General features: G+C 71.5%; 10 protein-coding genes. 6 read left to right on the top strand and 4 right to left on the bottom strand.

Annotated features, from left to right (window positions below; all coding sequences use genetic code 11):
- Positions 1 to 135 precede the first annotated feature (135 nt).
- Both ACZ7P3_RS25425 and ACZ7P3_RS25420 read right to left on the bottom strand, forming a co-directional pair.
- Positions 136 to 1,224: a glutamate--cysteine ligase 2 gene (locus tag ACZ7P3_RS25425; RefSeq protein ID WP_472085343.1), complete on the bottom strand. Its 1,089-nt coding sequence runs from the start codon at positions 1,222 to 1,224 to the stop codon at positions 136 to 138.
- 286 nt (positions 1,225 to 1,510) lie between these two features.
- The gene (locus ACZ7P3_RS25420; RefSeq protein ID WP_472085342.1) at positions 1,511 to 2,356 is read right to left on the bottom strand and encodes a GAF and ANTAR domain-containing protein; all 846 of its coding nucleotides are present in this window, start codon (positions 2,354 to 2,356) and stop codon (positions 1,511 to 1,513) included.
- An 801-nt stretch (positions 2,357 to 3,157) separates the two neighbouring features.
- On the opposite strand from ACZ7P3_RS25420, the gene ACZ7P3_RS25415 reads away from it, so the two are divergent.
- The gene (locus ACZ7P3_RS25415; RefSeq protein WP_472085341.1) at positions 3,158 to 3,844 is read left to right on the top strand and encodes a GAF and ANTAR domain-containing protein; all 687 of its coding nucleotides are present in this window, start codon (positions 3,158 to 3,160) and stop codon (positions 3,842 to 3,844) included.
- A gap of 96 nt (positions 3,845 to 3,940) precedes the next feature.
- Here the strand turns inward: ACZ7P3_RS25415 and ACZ7P3_RS25410 are convergent, their stop codons facing one another.
- Positions 3,941 to 6,076 (bottom strand): SpoIIE family protein phosphatase, encoded by a 2,136-nt coding sequence (locus ACZ7P3_RS25410; protein ID WP_472085340.1) that lies wholly within the window; start codon positions 6,074 to 6,076, stop codon positions 3,941 to 3,943.
- 794 nt (positions 6,077 to 6,870) lie between these two features.
- On the opposite strand from ACZ7P3_RS25410, the gene ACZ7P3_RS25405 reads away from it, so the two are divergent.
- The 4 genes from ACZ7P3_RS25405 (at position 6,871) to ACZ7P3_RS25390 (ending at position 10,052) form a co-directional block, all read left to right on the top strand.
- Entirely contained in the window at positions 6,871 to 7,665 is a 795-nt protein-coding gene (locus ACZ7P3_RS25405) for a GAF and ANTAR domain-containing protein (RefSeq protein WP_472085339.1), read from the top strand.
- A gap of 201 nt (positions 7,666 to 7,866) precedes the next feature.
- Entirely contained in the window at positions 7,867 to 8,574 is a 708-nt protein-coding gene (locus ACZ7P3_RS25400; protein WP_472085338.1) for a helix-turn-helix transcriptional regulator, read from the top strand.
- A 31-nt stretch (positions 8,575 to 8,605) separates the two neighbouring features.
- A complete protein-coding gene (locus tag ACZ7P3_RS25395; RefSeq protein WP_472085337.1) occupies positions 8,606 to 9,106 on the top strand; it encodes a DUF3291 domain-containing protein in 501 nt (166 codons plus the stop codon).
- A 412-nt stretch (positions 9,107 to 9,518) separates the two neighbouring features.
- On the top strand, positions 9,519 to 10,052 hold the full coding sequence (locus ACZ7P3_RS25390) for a GNAT family N-acetyltransferase (RefSeq protein WP_472085336.1): 534 nt from the start codon (positions 9,519 to 9,521) through the stop codon (positions 10,050 to 10,052).
- Positions 10,053 to 10,115: 63 nt separating this feature from the next.
- On the opposite strand, the gene pepN is transcribed toward ACZ7P3_RS25390, so the two are convergent.
- Complete coding sequence (gene pepN / locus ACZ7P3_RS25385) at positions 10,116 to 12,557, bottom strand: aminopeptidase N (RefSeq protein WP_472085335.1); 2,442 nt, start codon at positions 12,555 to 12,557, stop codon at positions 10,116 to 10,118.
- 532 nt (positions 12,558 to 13,089) lie between these two features.
- Here pepN and ACZ7P3_RS25380 point away from each other — a divergent pair.
- On the top strand, positions 13,090 to 14,094 hold the full coding sequence (locus ACZ7P3_RS25380) for an LmeA family phospholipid-binding protein (protein WP_472085334.1): 1,005 nt from the start codon (positions 13,090 to 13,092) through the stop codon (positions 14,092 to 14,094).
- Positions 14,095 to 14,569: the final 475 nt, after the last annotated feature.

The raw sequence follows: 14,569 nt of genomic DNA, 5'->3' as shown, positions 1-14,569 counted from the left end.
AGTGGGCTGCGGTGCCGCGACCAGGCTGCCTTCATCCTGGTCTACGCCCTCGTCCTGAACCGCTGACCGAGTCGGTCACTCCTGAGTACGCCCCGACCAAGTCGGTCACTGCTGAGCGCGTCCCAACCGAGTCGGTCACTCCTGGGTGCGCCGTATGCACTCGGCGACGACGTCCCGCAGCGTATCCGCGCGCTGCTTGAGCAGCCTCTGCTCACGGGCGCCGTTGCCCCGGCTCAGCAACTCGGCCATGGCCCCCTCGGCGCGGGCCGCGTCGCCGCTCCCGGTGAGGGCGTCCCCGGTGTGCTCCAGGAACGAGCGCGCCACCTCTACGGCGGGCCGGGGCCGCATGGTCGCGGGATCGAGCAGGTCCTGGTCCAGGCCCGACCGCGCGGCCTGCCAGGCGGCCAGCCTCAGCAGGCAGACACTGTGGTCGAGCGGTGGCCTGCCCGCGCGCCATTCGCGTGCCGCGGTTTCCACCAGAGCCCGGGACAGGGTGGCGACGAGGACGGCGGTATCGGCCCGCAGGCACACGTCCGCCACCCGGATCTCCACCGTCGGATAGCGTGCGGACAGGCGCGCGTCGAAGTACGCCATCGCCTCGTCCAGGATGGCCCCGGTGGCCACCATGTCAGCCACCCGCCGGTGATACCGCTCGGCCGAGCCGAACAGCTCGGTCGGCCCCGCCGACGGCCAGCGCCCCCACACCCGGCTGCGGTAGGCGGCGTAACCGGTGTCCCGGCCCTGCCAGAACGGCGAGTTGGCGCTGAGCGCGCACAGCACGGCGAGCCACGGACGCACCCGGTCGATCACGGCCACGCCCTCCTCGTCGGACTCCACCGATACATGGACATGACAGCCACACACCAGTTGCTCCTGGGTGGCGATCCCGTACCGCTCCGCCATCCACTGGTAGCGCTCGTTCACGCTGATCGACGGGCTGACCGGCAGCGGGGAGGTGGCGAGTGCGGCGACCGAGCAGCCGATCTCGCCGGCGAGCCGCGCGGCTTCCTTGCGGCAGCGCACGATCTCGGCACCGAGGTCCGCCATATCCGCCTGCGGATGGGTGGCGAACTCCAGCATCTGCCCGAACAGCTCCTTCTCGAAGACGTCCTGTCCGGGATCGTCCTGGGCGGCATGGGCGAGGACGGCGGCCGACAGTGCCTTCGGTTCCCCGCTGTCCGGGTCGATCAGAAGGAGCTCCTCCTCCACTCCGACAGTGCGCACCTGATGCCACCCTCCTCTCCGTGCCACGAGAGCCGTGCGGCGCCCCGGGGCGGTGGCGGGTCGTACGAACCCCGACTGCCCCCAGGGAGAGCCGTCGACACCTGCGGCGTCAGGGCTGCGGACCGCTCCGGGGACGACCGGGGCGTTGCCGCCCGCGAGGGAGTCGGCCGGGGCGGGCCCGGGCCTCGGCGAGCCGTCGTTCCTGCCGTCGTTCCAGCCGTCGTTCGTCGTTCCTGCCGTCGTTCCTGCCGTCGTTCCTGGTGGATCAACGACTGTTTCGCGGGTATCACCGACTGCTTTCGCGTCCGTCATCGCCCGCGTCGAGCCGGCCCAGGCCCTCACTGCCCACGGCGTGCCGCTCCGGTCCGAAGCGAAGAACGCGCACGACGACGTCGTGCGCGACCTCGCTGACCGTCCGGCCCTCGGCGAAGGCGCGCCCGCGCATCCGGTCCAGGGCCTGCTCCGGACCCGCGCCGAGCTGCACCATCACCATGCCGACCGCTTGGTAGACCTCGCTGTGGTCGGCCTCCGAAGCCTCCATCCACGACGCCGTGCCTTCTTCACCCCCGCATTCGTCCTCGTCGTATCCGGGCTGAAGGCTCATGAGGGCGAATGTGACGGCGTGCCGCATCCAACGGGTGATCCGGAGATCACCCTCCGAGAGGCCGCCGGGCCTGTCGCGATACAGGTCGAGGGTGCCGATCGTGTTCCCGCCCGCGCCGAGCGGCAGCGAGAACACGGCCCGCACGCCCAGTCCCGTGGCCTGGTGGGCGAAGACCGGCCAGCGAAGGGAGTCCGGGCCCTGGGTGAGATCAGCTGCCACCACGGCCACGCCCTGGTCGAGCGCGGTCTGGCAGGGACCGTCTCCGAGCGTGTACTGCGCCTCCGCAAGCTGCGCGGCCGTCCGGTCGCCGGCGCACCACGTGGTGCGCATGGTCGGGTCGCCCGAGATCGACACGGAGGCGCCGGTGACAGGCAGCAGGCCCACGCAGGCGCGGCACAGCGCATCGGGAACCTCATCGGGGTGGATGCCCCGGGCAGCGGCCGAGAGGGTCTCCGTGACACGCAGCCGTTCCTCCGCCTCCGACGGTCTGCCTCCGCGGATCGGCTGCTCGGGGCCTTCAGGCGGCACCGTTCTCACCCCCGCCCTCTTCGAGCACATCAGACATGATCCACCAACGTCCCCGGCTTGAGGTCCCGGGAGACCCGGCACCTGCGGGCCTGTGTTCCAGGCCCGGAATCGCTTGCCCGTCGCGCCGACGGGACTTCCTCCGAGGGTGCGGAACCCTCAGTCCTCACCCCTGATGACGTTCGCGTCGGGGCCGGCGTGTGCGGTGGGCTCGGGGGTCGCGTCCTCACGGGGAGAGACGCACGTGCGAACGCCCTGGTCGCGCACTTGACGGGCCCTCGCCCAACCTGTCTCGGGGACGCTCGGGATGTCCTTCCGGGCAGCGCGCGCGATCACGGCACTTCAACTTCTTTCTGCGTCGGAAACTCTCAACCTCACGAGCTGAGGAGAACCGCCGTTTCGGCGGCGCCGGCTCTCAGTGGTGCGCCGACCGGGTTCCCCCGGCCGGAAGCGCAAAACTCCGGGCCGCCGCGGTACTCGGATCCCTCGACTCTCCAACGGCCGCGCACGGCGGGCCCCCGCAGAATCCTGCCGTCCGGGGCGAAGCGGGATGGCGAGTACGACGCATGGGCAGTCGGCGTCCGTGTGCCGTGGCTGCGGGGACCTCCGCCATGTCCTCGGAACCTCTCCCGGTTTCGTCCCCTCCCGTTCCCTCACGCGTGATCGTCTTCGGCGAGCGCCCGCCAGGGGTGCGGGAACCACTCCCCCGTGGGGCCGCCCCGGTGTCGCGTTTCGCGCGGGTGAATGCGGTGGCAGGGTGGGAATCGGGTGCAGGTCTGCACGGGTGGGGAGACGGAGGACGGTATGGACTGGCGTACGTTCGCCCTGCAGCTGGCGACCATGGCGCGTGATCTGTTGGCACAGGACTCGGTCGATGCCACGCTGGAGCGGATCACCCGCTCCGCCACCGAGCTGGTCGAGGGCTGCGATGCCGCCGGCGTGCTGATCCTGCATGGCGGCCAGGTGGAGTCGCTCGCCCCGACCGAGCAGCTGGTCGTGACCAGCGATCAGCTGCAGGAGCGCCTGCAGGAGGGCCCGTGTTTCGACGCGGCCCGCACCCGTCGCGGCGACCGGGTGTTCCGGATCGCCGACTTCACCGCGGAGCAGGAACGCTGGCCCGCCTACGGTCCCCGAGCCCGGCAATTGCAGCTCGGCAGCATGATGGGCTTCCTGCTGTTCACGGAGGACGAGGATCTGGGCGCGCTGAACCTCTACTCCCGCCGTCCCGGGGCGTTCACCGAGAACAGCGAGACCGCCGGCTGGCTGCTCGCCTCGCACGCCGCGGTCGCTTTCTCGAGCGCCCGGGCCAACGCCCAGATGGAACAGGCCGTGGCCACGCGGCACGCCATCGGGGAGGCCATGGGCATCCTCATGGGTGAGCATCACCTCACCGAGAAGGAGGCCTTCGACGTGCTGCGCCGTTACTCCCAGGAGAACAACGTCAAACTCCGTGAGGTCGCGCAGCGCCTCTGCGAACGAAGAAGCCTGTGATGCGGTCCGGGTGACTCCCCCGGCACTCGTCCCGAGCGAGGGGAGCCTGAGCCGGGCCGGGCCCACGGCATGCAGCCATCGGCCCCGCCCCGGTCTTCACGAAGGTTCGGCCGGCTGGCTGATGAGGAGCAGGGCGATGTCGTCGCTGCGGGGAGCGGACCGCTGGGCGTGACCGATGAGGCTGTCGGCGAGGCCGTCCATGGTCTGGATTCGGGCGTGCGCGAGCTGCTCGGCGAGGGAGGTGATGGCGTCCTCGATGTCGGTGCCGGGAGTCTCGACCAGTCCATCGGTGTACAGGGCGAGCACGGCGCCGGGCGGCAGGGGGATCTCGGTCGCGGGGTACTCGGCGGTGGGGTCGATGCCGAGCAGGATCCCGGGTGGCAGGGGCACGACTTCGGTGTGGCCGTCGGGGCGGCGCAGGAGGGGCGGGAGGTGTCCGGCAGTGGCCAGACGGGCGCGGTGCCGCGCAAGGTCGAGGTCGATGTAGAGACAGCTGGTGAACAGACCGGCATCGAGGTCGGTGAGCACGCGGTTGGTGCGGGCCAGGACTTCACCGGGAGGTGCGCCGGCGCTGGCGTGGACGGCGGTGCGGACCTGTCCCATGAGGGTGGCGGCCTGCACGTTGTGGCCCTGGACATCGCCGATGGCTGCGGCGGCGGTCGCCCTGCCGAGGCGGATGAGGTCGTAGAAGTCGCCGCCGATGCCCATGCCGCGGCTGGCGGGGAGGTAGCGGGCGGCCACGTCGAGGCCGGCGATGCGGGGCAGGGTGTGGGGCAGCAGGCTGGCCTGGAGGTTGTGGGCCAGCTGCTGTTTGGCGTCGTAGAGACGGGCGCGGTCGAGCGCCTGGGCGATCAGTCCGGCGGTCGCGGTGAGGGCCGAGCGCTCCTGCGGAGGGAACACCCGGGGCCGTTCATAGGCGAGGACCAGCGAGCCGACCGGGTGTCCGGAGGTGATCAGCGGGAGGAAGGCCCAGGCAGCCATGTCGTCCTGCTGGACTGCGGGGGGATAGGCCCGTTTCAGGTCGGTGAAGGTGGCGAAGAAGCCGGGGACACCTGTCGTCAGGACGTGCACGGCGGGGGTGTCGGAGGTCAGTGGTGCGTTGTCGAAGCGGTCCATGAGTTCGGCGGGGTAGCCGCGGAAGCCGATGATCCGCAGTCGGCCTTCGTCCGCGGCCATCAGGGCGAGTGCCTGGGCGCCGAAGGCGGGCAGGGCCTGGTCGGCGACCCTTTCGACCACGTCTCTTACGCCCACGGCCTCGGTGAGGGTGGTGGCAAGGTGCATCAGGTGGTAAAGGGCGGTGGCCCGGCCGGGTTCGGCGGCCGGCGCGGGATGCAGCAAGTGCGGCGGGCCCCAGACATGCGGTGAGGAGGAGGGGACGATGCGCACGCTGATGCCGGAGGCGTCCGGGTAGAGGTGGAAGGACAGCCAGTGGTCCGGTGGGCGCTGCGCGGTGAAGGACGTGGGCTGGCGGCTGAGGGCCGCCGCCCGGTAGCGGTCTTCGGCGTCGGGGTTGTCGAGCCACGGAAGCGCTTCCCAGGGTCTCGCGCCCAGCAGGTCGGTCATGCCGACGCCCAGGAGGTCTGCCGCGGCGGTGGTGAGGAAGGTGATCCGGCCGTCCAGGTCTAGCGCGCAACAGCCGCTGGGGAGCCGTTCGGCGAAATCGACGGCGGCCTGTGCCTCGGCCGGCCCGGCGGTGCGGGTCCGCGGCGCGGGCAGCACCCGCGGCTCGGGCCCGGCCAGCACGGGGTGGCCGCTCCTGGCGGCCTGCCGCAGGATCAGGCCCATACGGTGGCAGGCGCCCGCGATGGCTTCTCGCTCGGGTGGACTCAGCGTGGGGGCGTGTGTGCTGGGCCAGTGCAGTACCAGGCCACCCCAGACGGTCGCTCCGGTGGCGATCGGGGCGGCGGCGACGGTGAAGGGGTGGGGCAGGGCGAGTGCCATTTGCGGATAGCGGCGCGCCAGCTCCTCCTGGTCGCCGACCCAGACCAGCTCCCGTCCCCGTACTGCGTCGCTCACCGGGGTCGCGGCCACCAGCGCCACCCGTGACCAGGGCCCGGCGATCTGCCAGGAAATGCCGCCCAGCACCGCGAGCTGCAGCACCTGCCCGTGCGGCGGCAACAGGTAGACGGCGCTCACGTTGGCACCGGTGTCCCGCGTGAATTCATTCAGGACGGGGTCCAGTGCTTCCAGACCAGAACCCGCGGAGTGAGCGCCGGTGGCCACGTCGGACACGCTTCACCTCCGTGAGCAGGCCCCGGCCGATTTCCTCCGCGAGGCAGGCCCCGGCCGATGACCTCCGTACCCGCTCGAAGCGGCTGCAGGACGCGTCCGCGCCGACGACCGCGAATGGACGGCTCGGGCGGCGCCAGTCCGCCAGCCGCACCGGGCGTCACTCATATAGGGACGATACGCCCGCCCTGGTGTGACGGCATGGAGCAGGAAGTCCCCCGGATACCCGGGCCCTGACGTCGGGACCGCGAGTCTCGCGCGTGTCTGCTCCTCCTCCTGCCCCCTGCGAGAGGCCCTGGACGACACGGCAGGAAGCGCTCGCTCAGGTGTCCGGAGCGGCCGGGCGGCCAGTCAGCGGGCCGTCGTCGGAGGGCTGGGCGGCGCAGGCCCCGCTTGGTGCCGCCGGACGGCCGGGCGGCCCCGGACGGCCGGGCGGCCGGAACGGACGGGCGGCCCCGGACGGCTTGGTGTCGCGCATGCGGGAGATGTTCGGGTCTTGGCCCGAGGGTGATCCGGGAGACCTCGGTGACGTTGGTCCGCTCCCCGTCCACCAGCAGAAACGTGACACCGTCGATCGGATCCGTACCCCTTGCACGTCGAAGCCGGCGGCAGGGTATCTGCATGATGGCGACGCACGTTAGGGTCGGGCACAGTGCTTGGGACATAGGCACTTCACACCACCCGAGTGTGCTCGCGTGGACCGAACCCTGCTCCCCGGCGAAAAGGCGGTTGTAGTGACCCAGGAATCGGGCACCCGTGCGCATGCTTCCCGTGAAACGGCTACTGGCCCGGACGAAATGCAAGATCTACGGCAGCAGAACGTCGATCTGCGCAACCGCATGCTTGCCCACGCACCGGTCTCCGTTGCACAGGGCATCCTCATGGAGCGATACCGACTCCCCACGGCGCACAAGGGGTTCGAGCTGCTGCGCCGCAGTTCCCAGCAGCACAACATCAAGCTCCACACCCTCGTGGATGCGGTCATCCGCGTTCCCGGCCCCGAGCGCGGTGCGGACGTCTGGTTCCCGGGCCGCGCCCGCACCAGCCCTCCCCCGCTGCCCGGCCTCCAACCGGCCGACGGCAACGGCCACTCCACCGCTCCGGGTGCGGTGCTCGGCGGCGCCCTGAGCCGGATGCTGGACATCACCGACGCCGGCATGGGCAACGTCCAGCTGGCTGAGAACAACATGCTGAAGCTGGTCAAGCACGTAGGACTGGAACGCCAGTTCACCGACTTCTTCACCTTCGTCGACGGACCCGCCACCTCCTGCGGCCAGGCGGCCGAAGGACGGCGGCAGGTCACCGTCCACGACGTTGCCACCGCCACCGTCTTCGACGAGCAGTCCCGGTCCGTGATCCTGCATGCCGGCAGCCGTGCATGCCACAGCGTCCCGGTCATGGACGAACAGAACGCCCTGCTGGGGGTGATGTCGTCCCACCATGCCCGTCCGCTCCCGGGATTCACCCGCGCCCAGCTGGACGCCTTGCAGACCACCGGTGCCACCCTCGGGCGCTGGTTGTCCTGGCACAGGCGCACCGTCGTCCTCGATGCCCTTGAGCATCTGCACACCTCCGCCCGCCAGACCGTTTGACCGACTGCCTGAGTGGCCTGCCGTGCCCAGCGGCCTGCCGCGATCCCCGAAGCGCGCACCGCGGACACGACAACCCGAGCCGCCGCGGGCCGCCACGCCCTCCGCTCGCCTCCCAGAGCGTGCGCGAGGGGTCGAGTACGGCCCGGTGGTGCCGCGTCCCGTCCTTCTATCTCGAACCTGCGTTGTTCCTAGAATGGCCGGGTGGAGGACATCGAAGCGATCGCGGCGTTGCAGGATCCGGTCCGGCGCCGTCTGTACGAGTACGTGGTGGCGCAGGGCCGTGAGGTCGGCCGCAACGAGGCCGCCGAGGCGGCCGGGGTGGCGCGCACGCTCGCCGCGCACCACCTGGACAGGCTGACCGAGGTCGGGCTGCTGGAGAGCGGCAGCCGCCGCCTTACCGGCCGCTCGGGGCCGGGAGCGGGCCGTCCCGCCAAGGTGTACACGCGGGCGCGGGCCGAACGGTCGGTGTCGTTGCCCGCCCGCGACTACCGCACCGCCGCCGAACTGCTCGCCGAGGCCGCCGAGCAGGCCGGCCTCGACGCCGGCCTCTGCGCGGCCGCGCGCCGCAGGGGCAAGGCGCTGCGCGGCTCGGCGACGCCCTGCGGCGGCCTCGAAGAGGCCATGGCGATACTGGCCGCCCACGGCTACGAACCGCATCTGGAAAGCCCCGCGGGCGTCCAGGACGCCGAAGGCGCCGAGGGGACGACCGGAGAAGCCGCGGCGGTCGTACGCATGCGCAACTGCCCCTTCCACGCCGTCGCCGAACGTTTCCCGCCGCTGGTCTGCGGCATGAATCTCGCCCTGCTGGAGGGGCTGCTCGGCACGGACGGTCCCGTCCGCGCCCGCTTGGACTCCCGGCCGGGAGAGTGCTGCGTGGTGGTCGAGAGTTCTAAAAACAATATTGATTGACTTAGAAAGGGGGCCGTGTTGGGATGTGGCCATGACCGCATCCGTGCACGCCGCCCACCTCGCCCAACTCAACGTCGCCACGCTGCTGCACCCCCTCGACGACCCGCGCACAGCGCCCTTCGTCGAGATGCTCGCCCCGGTCAACACCGCCGCCGACGGCGCGCCCGGTTTCGTGTGGCGACTCGTGGAGGACGGCGCGGCCGACGCCACCGCCCTGCGCCCTGCGGGTGAGGACGTCATCGTCAACCTGACGGTGTGGGAGACCCCGGAGGCGCTGTGGGACTTCACCTACCGCAGCGGCCACCTGGAGGTGATGCGGCGGCGCCGCGAATGGTTCGCACGGCATGCCGAGGCGCACCTGGTGCTCTGGTGGGTCCCCGCCGGTCATCTCCCGACCGTCGGCGAGGCCCTGGAACGGCTGGCGGACCTGCGGGCCAATGGGCCGTCCCCGCGCGCGTTCACCTTCGCCTCCTCCTACACCGCCGCCGAGGCCGCCCAGCACCTTCGGACCGTGCCTCAGGGACAGCCCTAGGCACGGTCCGGCAGGCCCTCACGGGAGCCCATGGCCGGATCCGCGGCGAGGGTGACCGCGCCCTGGAAGACGTACGCCCTCTCCTCGTGTCCGGCTGCCACGGCCCGTAAGCCCTTGTGGGCGTCGACGGTTGTTCGGCCGGCCTGCGGCCGGTGCCGGTGCCGGTGCCGCAGTCATGGTCGTCCGGCGTTCATGCGGATGGCGAACAGCCCGGCCGGGTTCTCCATCGCACGTCTCACGACGGGCAGGGCGGGTCGCCGGCGACCACGGCGCACTGGTGGTGACGGAAACCTGCGGCCGGTTCAGGCGCACCGACGAGGTGCGGGCCCGCGTACTGCAGAACCATGACGGGACCAGCAAAGTGACCGTGCTCGTCCCTCCGGGGGACGTCACGGCATCTACAGTTCTTCCCATGCCCGAGCTGCAGCTGCTCCGCCCGGACCACGCCCCCGCGTTGCTCGCCTTCGAGCGGGAGAACCGGGCCTACTTCGCCGCGTCCATCCCTGACCGTGGCGACGACTACTTCGCCCGGTTCGACGAGCGGCACCGCGCTCTGCTTGCCGAACAGCGCGCCGAGGACTGCTATTTCCACGTCCTGGTCGACACCGCGGGTGACGTACTGGGACGGATCAACCTGGTCGACGTGGCGGACGGCGGCGCCGATCTCGGGTACCGGATCGGGGAGCGTTCCGCGGGCCGGGGGCTGGCCACCTGGGCCGTGCGGGAGGTGTGCGGCCTCGCCGCCGGCAGATACGGGCTGACCGTGCTGCGGGCCGCCACCACCCTCGACAACGCGGCGTCGCGGGCCGTGCTGGCGCGTGCCGGGTTCACCGTCACCGGCGATACGGAGCTGAGCGGCCGGCCGGGTCTGACGTATGTCCTGAGCCTCGAAGGCCGCTCCGCCCCGCCTGCCGGTGCCGGCCGCTCCCCCGCGGCGCCGGGGTGACAGACGCGGACAGCGTGCCCGTGGCCGGGTGCGGCGGCAGCGGCCACGGGAATCCGCCTGCGGTCAGGCCGTCCTGGTGCGGGAGTGCAGCATGCGCCGTACCTCGTCCGAGCGTTCCAGGAGGGTGTTGCGGACCACCGGGGCCGCCTCGTGAGCGGCCTGGCGGGCCGTTTCGATGTAGGCGGCGTCGATGGCACACGGCGGGAAGAGTTGGCCGGCGAAGACCATCGCCGGGATCATTCCGCCTCGGTGAAGGTGCGGGACCGAATCCAGGTAGCGCTGGGCGTAGGGCGCCAGCACGGCCTCCTGGGAAGGGCGCCAGAAGGCCACCGCCACCTGTCCGACCGAGTTGACGGGGACCGCGCGGTCCACCACCAGCTTCTGCCACACCTCCGCCTTGACGGCGGGGTCCGGCAGGGCGGCCCGTACCGTGAGCGCGCGGACCCAGGCGTCGGGGTCCCGGTCGCGCTCCAGCAGCAGGGCCGTCTCCGCCGAGACGTCCCCGCCCAGCTCCGCCTCGCGGACCAGCGCCCGCCAGAGCAGGTCCACGTCGTCGCCTGCCTGTTCGCGCAGCCAGGCCAGATCGTCGTGGCTGGTCGCGGTGCGGGCCAGGCCGCGCAGGGCGACCTGGCGGCGTCCGGGGTCCGCGGCGAGGCGCCGGCAGGCCGCGGCCACCCCGGCCGTCAGAGCGGCTCGTTCGCCGGGCGGCGCCCAGTGCTCGGCGATGTTGGCGGCGAGGTTCAGGTAGGGCTCGATCACGGCGTCGGAGGTCTCCGCGGCGAGGACCGCGGTGACGCACCGCCCGGCCTCCGCCGCCGTGGCCTCGCCGGTGGTCAGCATGTCCCACACGGTCGCGGTGGCCACGCCCCGGGAGATGGCCGTGGGCAGGTCCGCCGCCGTCCGGAAGAAGGCGTCCTTGCTCGCGGAGTCGGGGCGGATCGTGGCGAAGGTCAGGTCTTCGTCGTTGATCAGCAGGAGTTCGGTGTCCGCTTCGGAGGGCAGGCCCGTCACCGGAGTACGGGGCTGAGTCACCTCGACGCGTACCAGCGCCCTGCGTTCCAGGGCCTCGCCGTTCCTGCCGTACGCGCCGATCGCCAGCACCTGCGGGCGCGGGGTGCCGGCGGCCACCAGGGTGACGGCGTCGCCGTCGCGTTCCAGGGAGAAGCGGTCGGTGCCCGCCGTGGCGAGCCAGGCCGTGCGCCAGGCGTCCAGATCGCGTCCGCCGGCCTTGGAGAGGGCGTCGATCAGGTCCTGCAGTGTGGCGGTGCCCCAGGCGTGGCGGGCGAAGTAGGCGGTCATCCCCGCCCTGAAGTGCTCTTCGCCCACGTACGTCATGAGCTGCTGGAGGACGGAGGCGCCCTTGGGATAGGTGATGTGGTCGAAGATCGACGCGGCCTGGGCCACGTCGTGGATGGGCTGATGGATCGGGTGCGAGACGGGTCCCTGGTCGGCGAGGTACGCCTTGAGTTTGCCACTGGCCAGGTGGCCTGCCCAGGCGTCGGTGTACCGGGTGGCGCGCTCTGCGGCCCAGTGGCAGGCGAACTCCGCGAATGCCTCGTTCAGCCAGAGGTCGTCCCACCAGCGCATGGTGACGATGTTGCCGAACCACATGTGCGCCATCTCGTGCAGCAGCACCTTGGCCAGCAGCTCGCTCTCGGCGGGCGTCGGCGTGGCCCGCCGCAGGAAGGAGTCCGCCCAGGTCACGCAGCCGTAGTTCTCCATCGCCCCGCCGAACTCGGGCATGAACACCTGGTCGTACTTGCGCTGCGGGAACGGCATCGCGAAGGCCTCGCCGAAGAAGGCGAGGCCCTGGCGGGTGAGGGTGAAGATCTCGTCGGCGTCACGGTCCAGGACGGGGGCGAGGGAGCGGCGGGCGTAGAGACCGAGGTCGTGGCCGTCGGCCTCGCGGCGGATCTCGTGGAAGGGGCCGGCGTTGATGACGGTGTTGTACACGGACAGGGGCGGGGTGTCCGGGAAGGTCCAGCGGCGGGCCGAGTCCAGCTCCTCGACGCGCGGGTCACCGGAGTTGCTGGTCACGGTCCACGCGGAAGGGGCCGTGACGGTGAAGGTGTGCGGGGCCTTGAGGTCGGGCTGGTCGAAGCACGCCCAGACGAACCGGGCCTCGTCGGGTTCGAAGCTCATCCACACGTAGACCTCGCCGTCCGCGGGGTCGGTCGCCTTGTGCACGCCCTCGCCCGTGGCCGTGTCGGCCTGGACGCTCTCCACGCGCAGCACGTTGTGCCCCGCGAGGCCGGGAAGGGGTATCCGGCCGTCGTCGGTAGGGATGAGGGGGATGCCGTTCAGCGTGGCGCTCAGCACCTGCGCCGCGCAGTCCACGAAGCTCTCGGCGCCCGGTTCGTGACAGCTGAAGGTCACGGTGGACACACACCGGACCTCCGGGCCGTCGGGCAGGCCGGTCAGGTCGATGTCCACGTCGTACCGCTCCACCGTCAGCAGCGCGGCCCGGCGCTCGGCTTCGGTACGGGTCAGGCTCCGGATCTGCATACGTCCTCCCTTGGCTCACAGCGGGCGCCAGCGTACGGCGGAACGCTGCGGTCCGCGCAGGGGTTTTGGCGTGTCGACGTGGTCGAAGGGGGCGGGCGACGGCGTTCGGCGGGAGCGCTGACGGCGCTGTCGGCAGTCGCGGCCGGCCTGCCGGCCGGCGAGGTGCCGGAGTGGGCGTGCGTGCGCGCCGCCCGGATCACCGAGCGGATAGTCGGCCTCCAAGTGACTTGTTCCGCCCTTTACTTCGGGTAGGACTTGCACGGAGGGTGGGGCCATATGATCAAATCTCCCGATGCGTACCCCCCACATACAGACGCATCATCCTGCTCAGTCGGACGGGCCTCCCCCCGAAAGGGTTCCACGCAGCCGTAATCCGTACGACGAACTGGCATCGCTGGCCGACCCTCCGCCGGAGGACCTCCCCGCCGAGGACAGCAGGCGGAGCCCACAGGACGACGACGAGGAGCCCTGGTCCCCACCCAACCACAGGCGCGGCAGCCGTCGTCGCAACCGGGCCACCGGTCTGCCCACGATGGCCAGAGTCCTCGCCTGGGTCCTCGCCCTCGCGTGCCTCGTCACCCTCGCCGACCGCTGGGCACTGCTCTACGCGGAGCACAAGGCCTCCGAACGGCTCAAGGACCAGCTGAACCTCGCGGCCGCGCCCGAGGTACGGATCGGCGGCTTTCCCTTTCTCACCCAACTTGCCGCACGGCGTCTGGACTCGGTCCGCGTCACCGTCCCGGACATCCCGGCCCGCCGGGTCACTCTCACCCAGGTCAGCGCCACGGCGAACGAGATCCGCATCGACGGCGACGGACTGACCGCGGTGCGCGGCGCGCTCGTCCAGCAGATGCACGGGCAAATTCTGCTGTCCTTCGCCGACATGAACCGCGAACTCGGCGCCTCACAGGTCTCCTTCACCCCTCACGGACCCGGCGGCGTCCGGGCCCGCGGCGACCTTCACGTCGCGGGGCACGACCTGCGTCTGGGCGCCGACGTGCGGATCCGCCAGGACGGGCAGCGCGGCATCGCCACATCCGTGGACGGCATCCGGCTCGACATCGGCGACCTCGCGACGTACCGGCCCGGGACCGGGCCCGCGGAGGGCCTCCACCTGACGCGCGCCTCGGCGCGTCGGCTCACCCGGGAAGCCGAGAAGATCAAGGCCTTCCTCGCCGTTCCGGAGATCGTGCACCGCCTGGGCGTTCCCGACGGCGCGGTGCGCGCCGCGCTGCACGACGAGGACGAGCTCCATCGCCTCACCGGCGCACCGCGCTTCCTGCACGACCTGACCCGTGTGAACCTCGTGGACGTGGCGCTCGCCCACCCGAAGCTCCTGCAGCGGCTGGGCCTCGATCTGTCCCTGCTCACCGCACTGACCAAGCTCACCCGCCCGCAGATCGCCGACCGCTTCTCCTTCTCCTTCCAGCTCCCGAGACCACCGGCGGGCGCCCTGCGCCTGCAGCGCGTGGCGGTGGACAAGGACGGCATCCACGCCGACGTCACGGGGACAGGGCTGCTCCTGGGACGACACTGAAGGTGCCACCGGTCCGGGCCGGCTCCCGGATCTTCACCTCCGTCCGGCCCGGGTGGCTCGCCCGCACGACGGGCGAGCCACCCGCCGGCGGTTCCCGAGGAGGCAGTGAAAACGGAGTCGGCGCCCGGGTGCGCCGCCTGTCGCGGCGGCTACCGGGCCGGCAGACGTCCCCGGCCGGGAGGCGCGTTCCCCGTCGTGCGCCCCGCACGCCCCGCACGCCCCGCACGCCCCGCTCGCCCCGCTCGCCCCGCTCGCCCCGCTCGCCCCGCTCGCCCCGCTCTCGCTGATTCTCCGGAAGACGGGAAGATCGCGGTTGGCTGTCCTGCAGTCGCGCGCGCAGCAAAATCCAGGCCGGTTTTCCGCAATGGCCGGGCCGGGCGCGTCGGCTCGCCGTCGTATTCGGCCAAGCCTCGATGCGGACCTCGCCTCCCGTCCATAAAGGCCACTTGAGGAACCCTCAACCATTACTTATGGA

It is taken from the genome of Streptomyces sp. NPDC107581 (assembly GCF_055657175.1).
Note: the sequence above shows the minus strand (reverse complement) of the source record. Positions and strands in the feature narration are given on the sequence as shown.

Bases quoted from the DNA above. Each gene is read 5' to 3' on its own strand.
- ACZ7P3_RS25415 (WP_472085341.1), top strand. From the start codon at position 3,158: ATGGACTGGCGTACGTTCGCCCTGCAGCTGGCGACCATGGCGCGTGAT.
- ACZ7P3_RS25405 (WP_472085339.1), top strand. From the start codon at position 6,871: ATGCAAGATCTACGGCAGCAGAACGTCGATCTGCGCAACCGCATGCTT.
- ACZ7P3_RS25395 (WP_472085337.1), top strand. From the start codon at position 8,606: ATGACCGCATCCGTGCACGCCGCCCACCTCGCCCAACTCAACGTCGCC.
- ACZ7P3_RS25390 (WP_472085336.1), top strand. From the start codon at position 9,519: ATGCCCGAGCTGCAGCTGCTCCGCCCGGACCACGCCCCCGCGTTGCTC.
- pepN (WP_472085335.1), bottom strand. From the start codon at position 12,557: ATGCAGATCCGGAGCCTGACCCGTACCGAAGCCGAGCGCCGGGCCGCG.
- ACZ7P3_RS25380 (WP_472085334.1), top strand. From the start codon at position 13,090: ATGGCCAGAGTCCTCGCCTGGGTCCTCGCCCTCGCGTGCCTCGTCACC.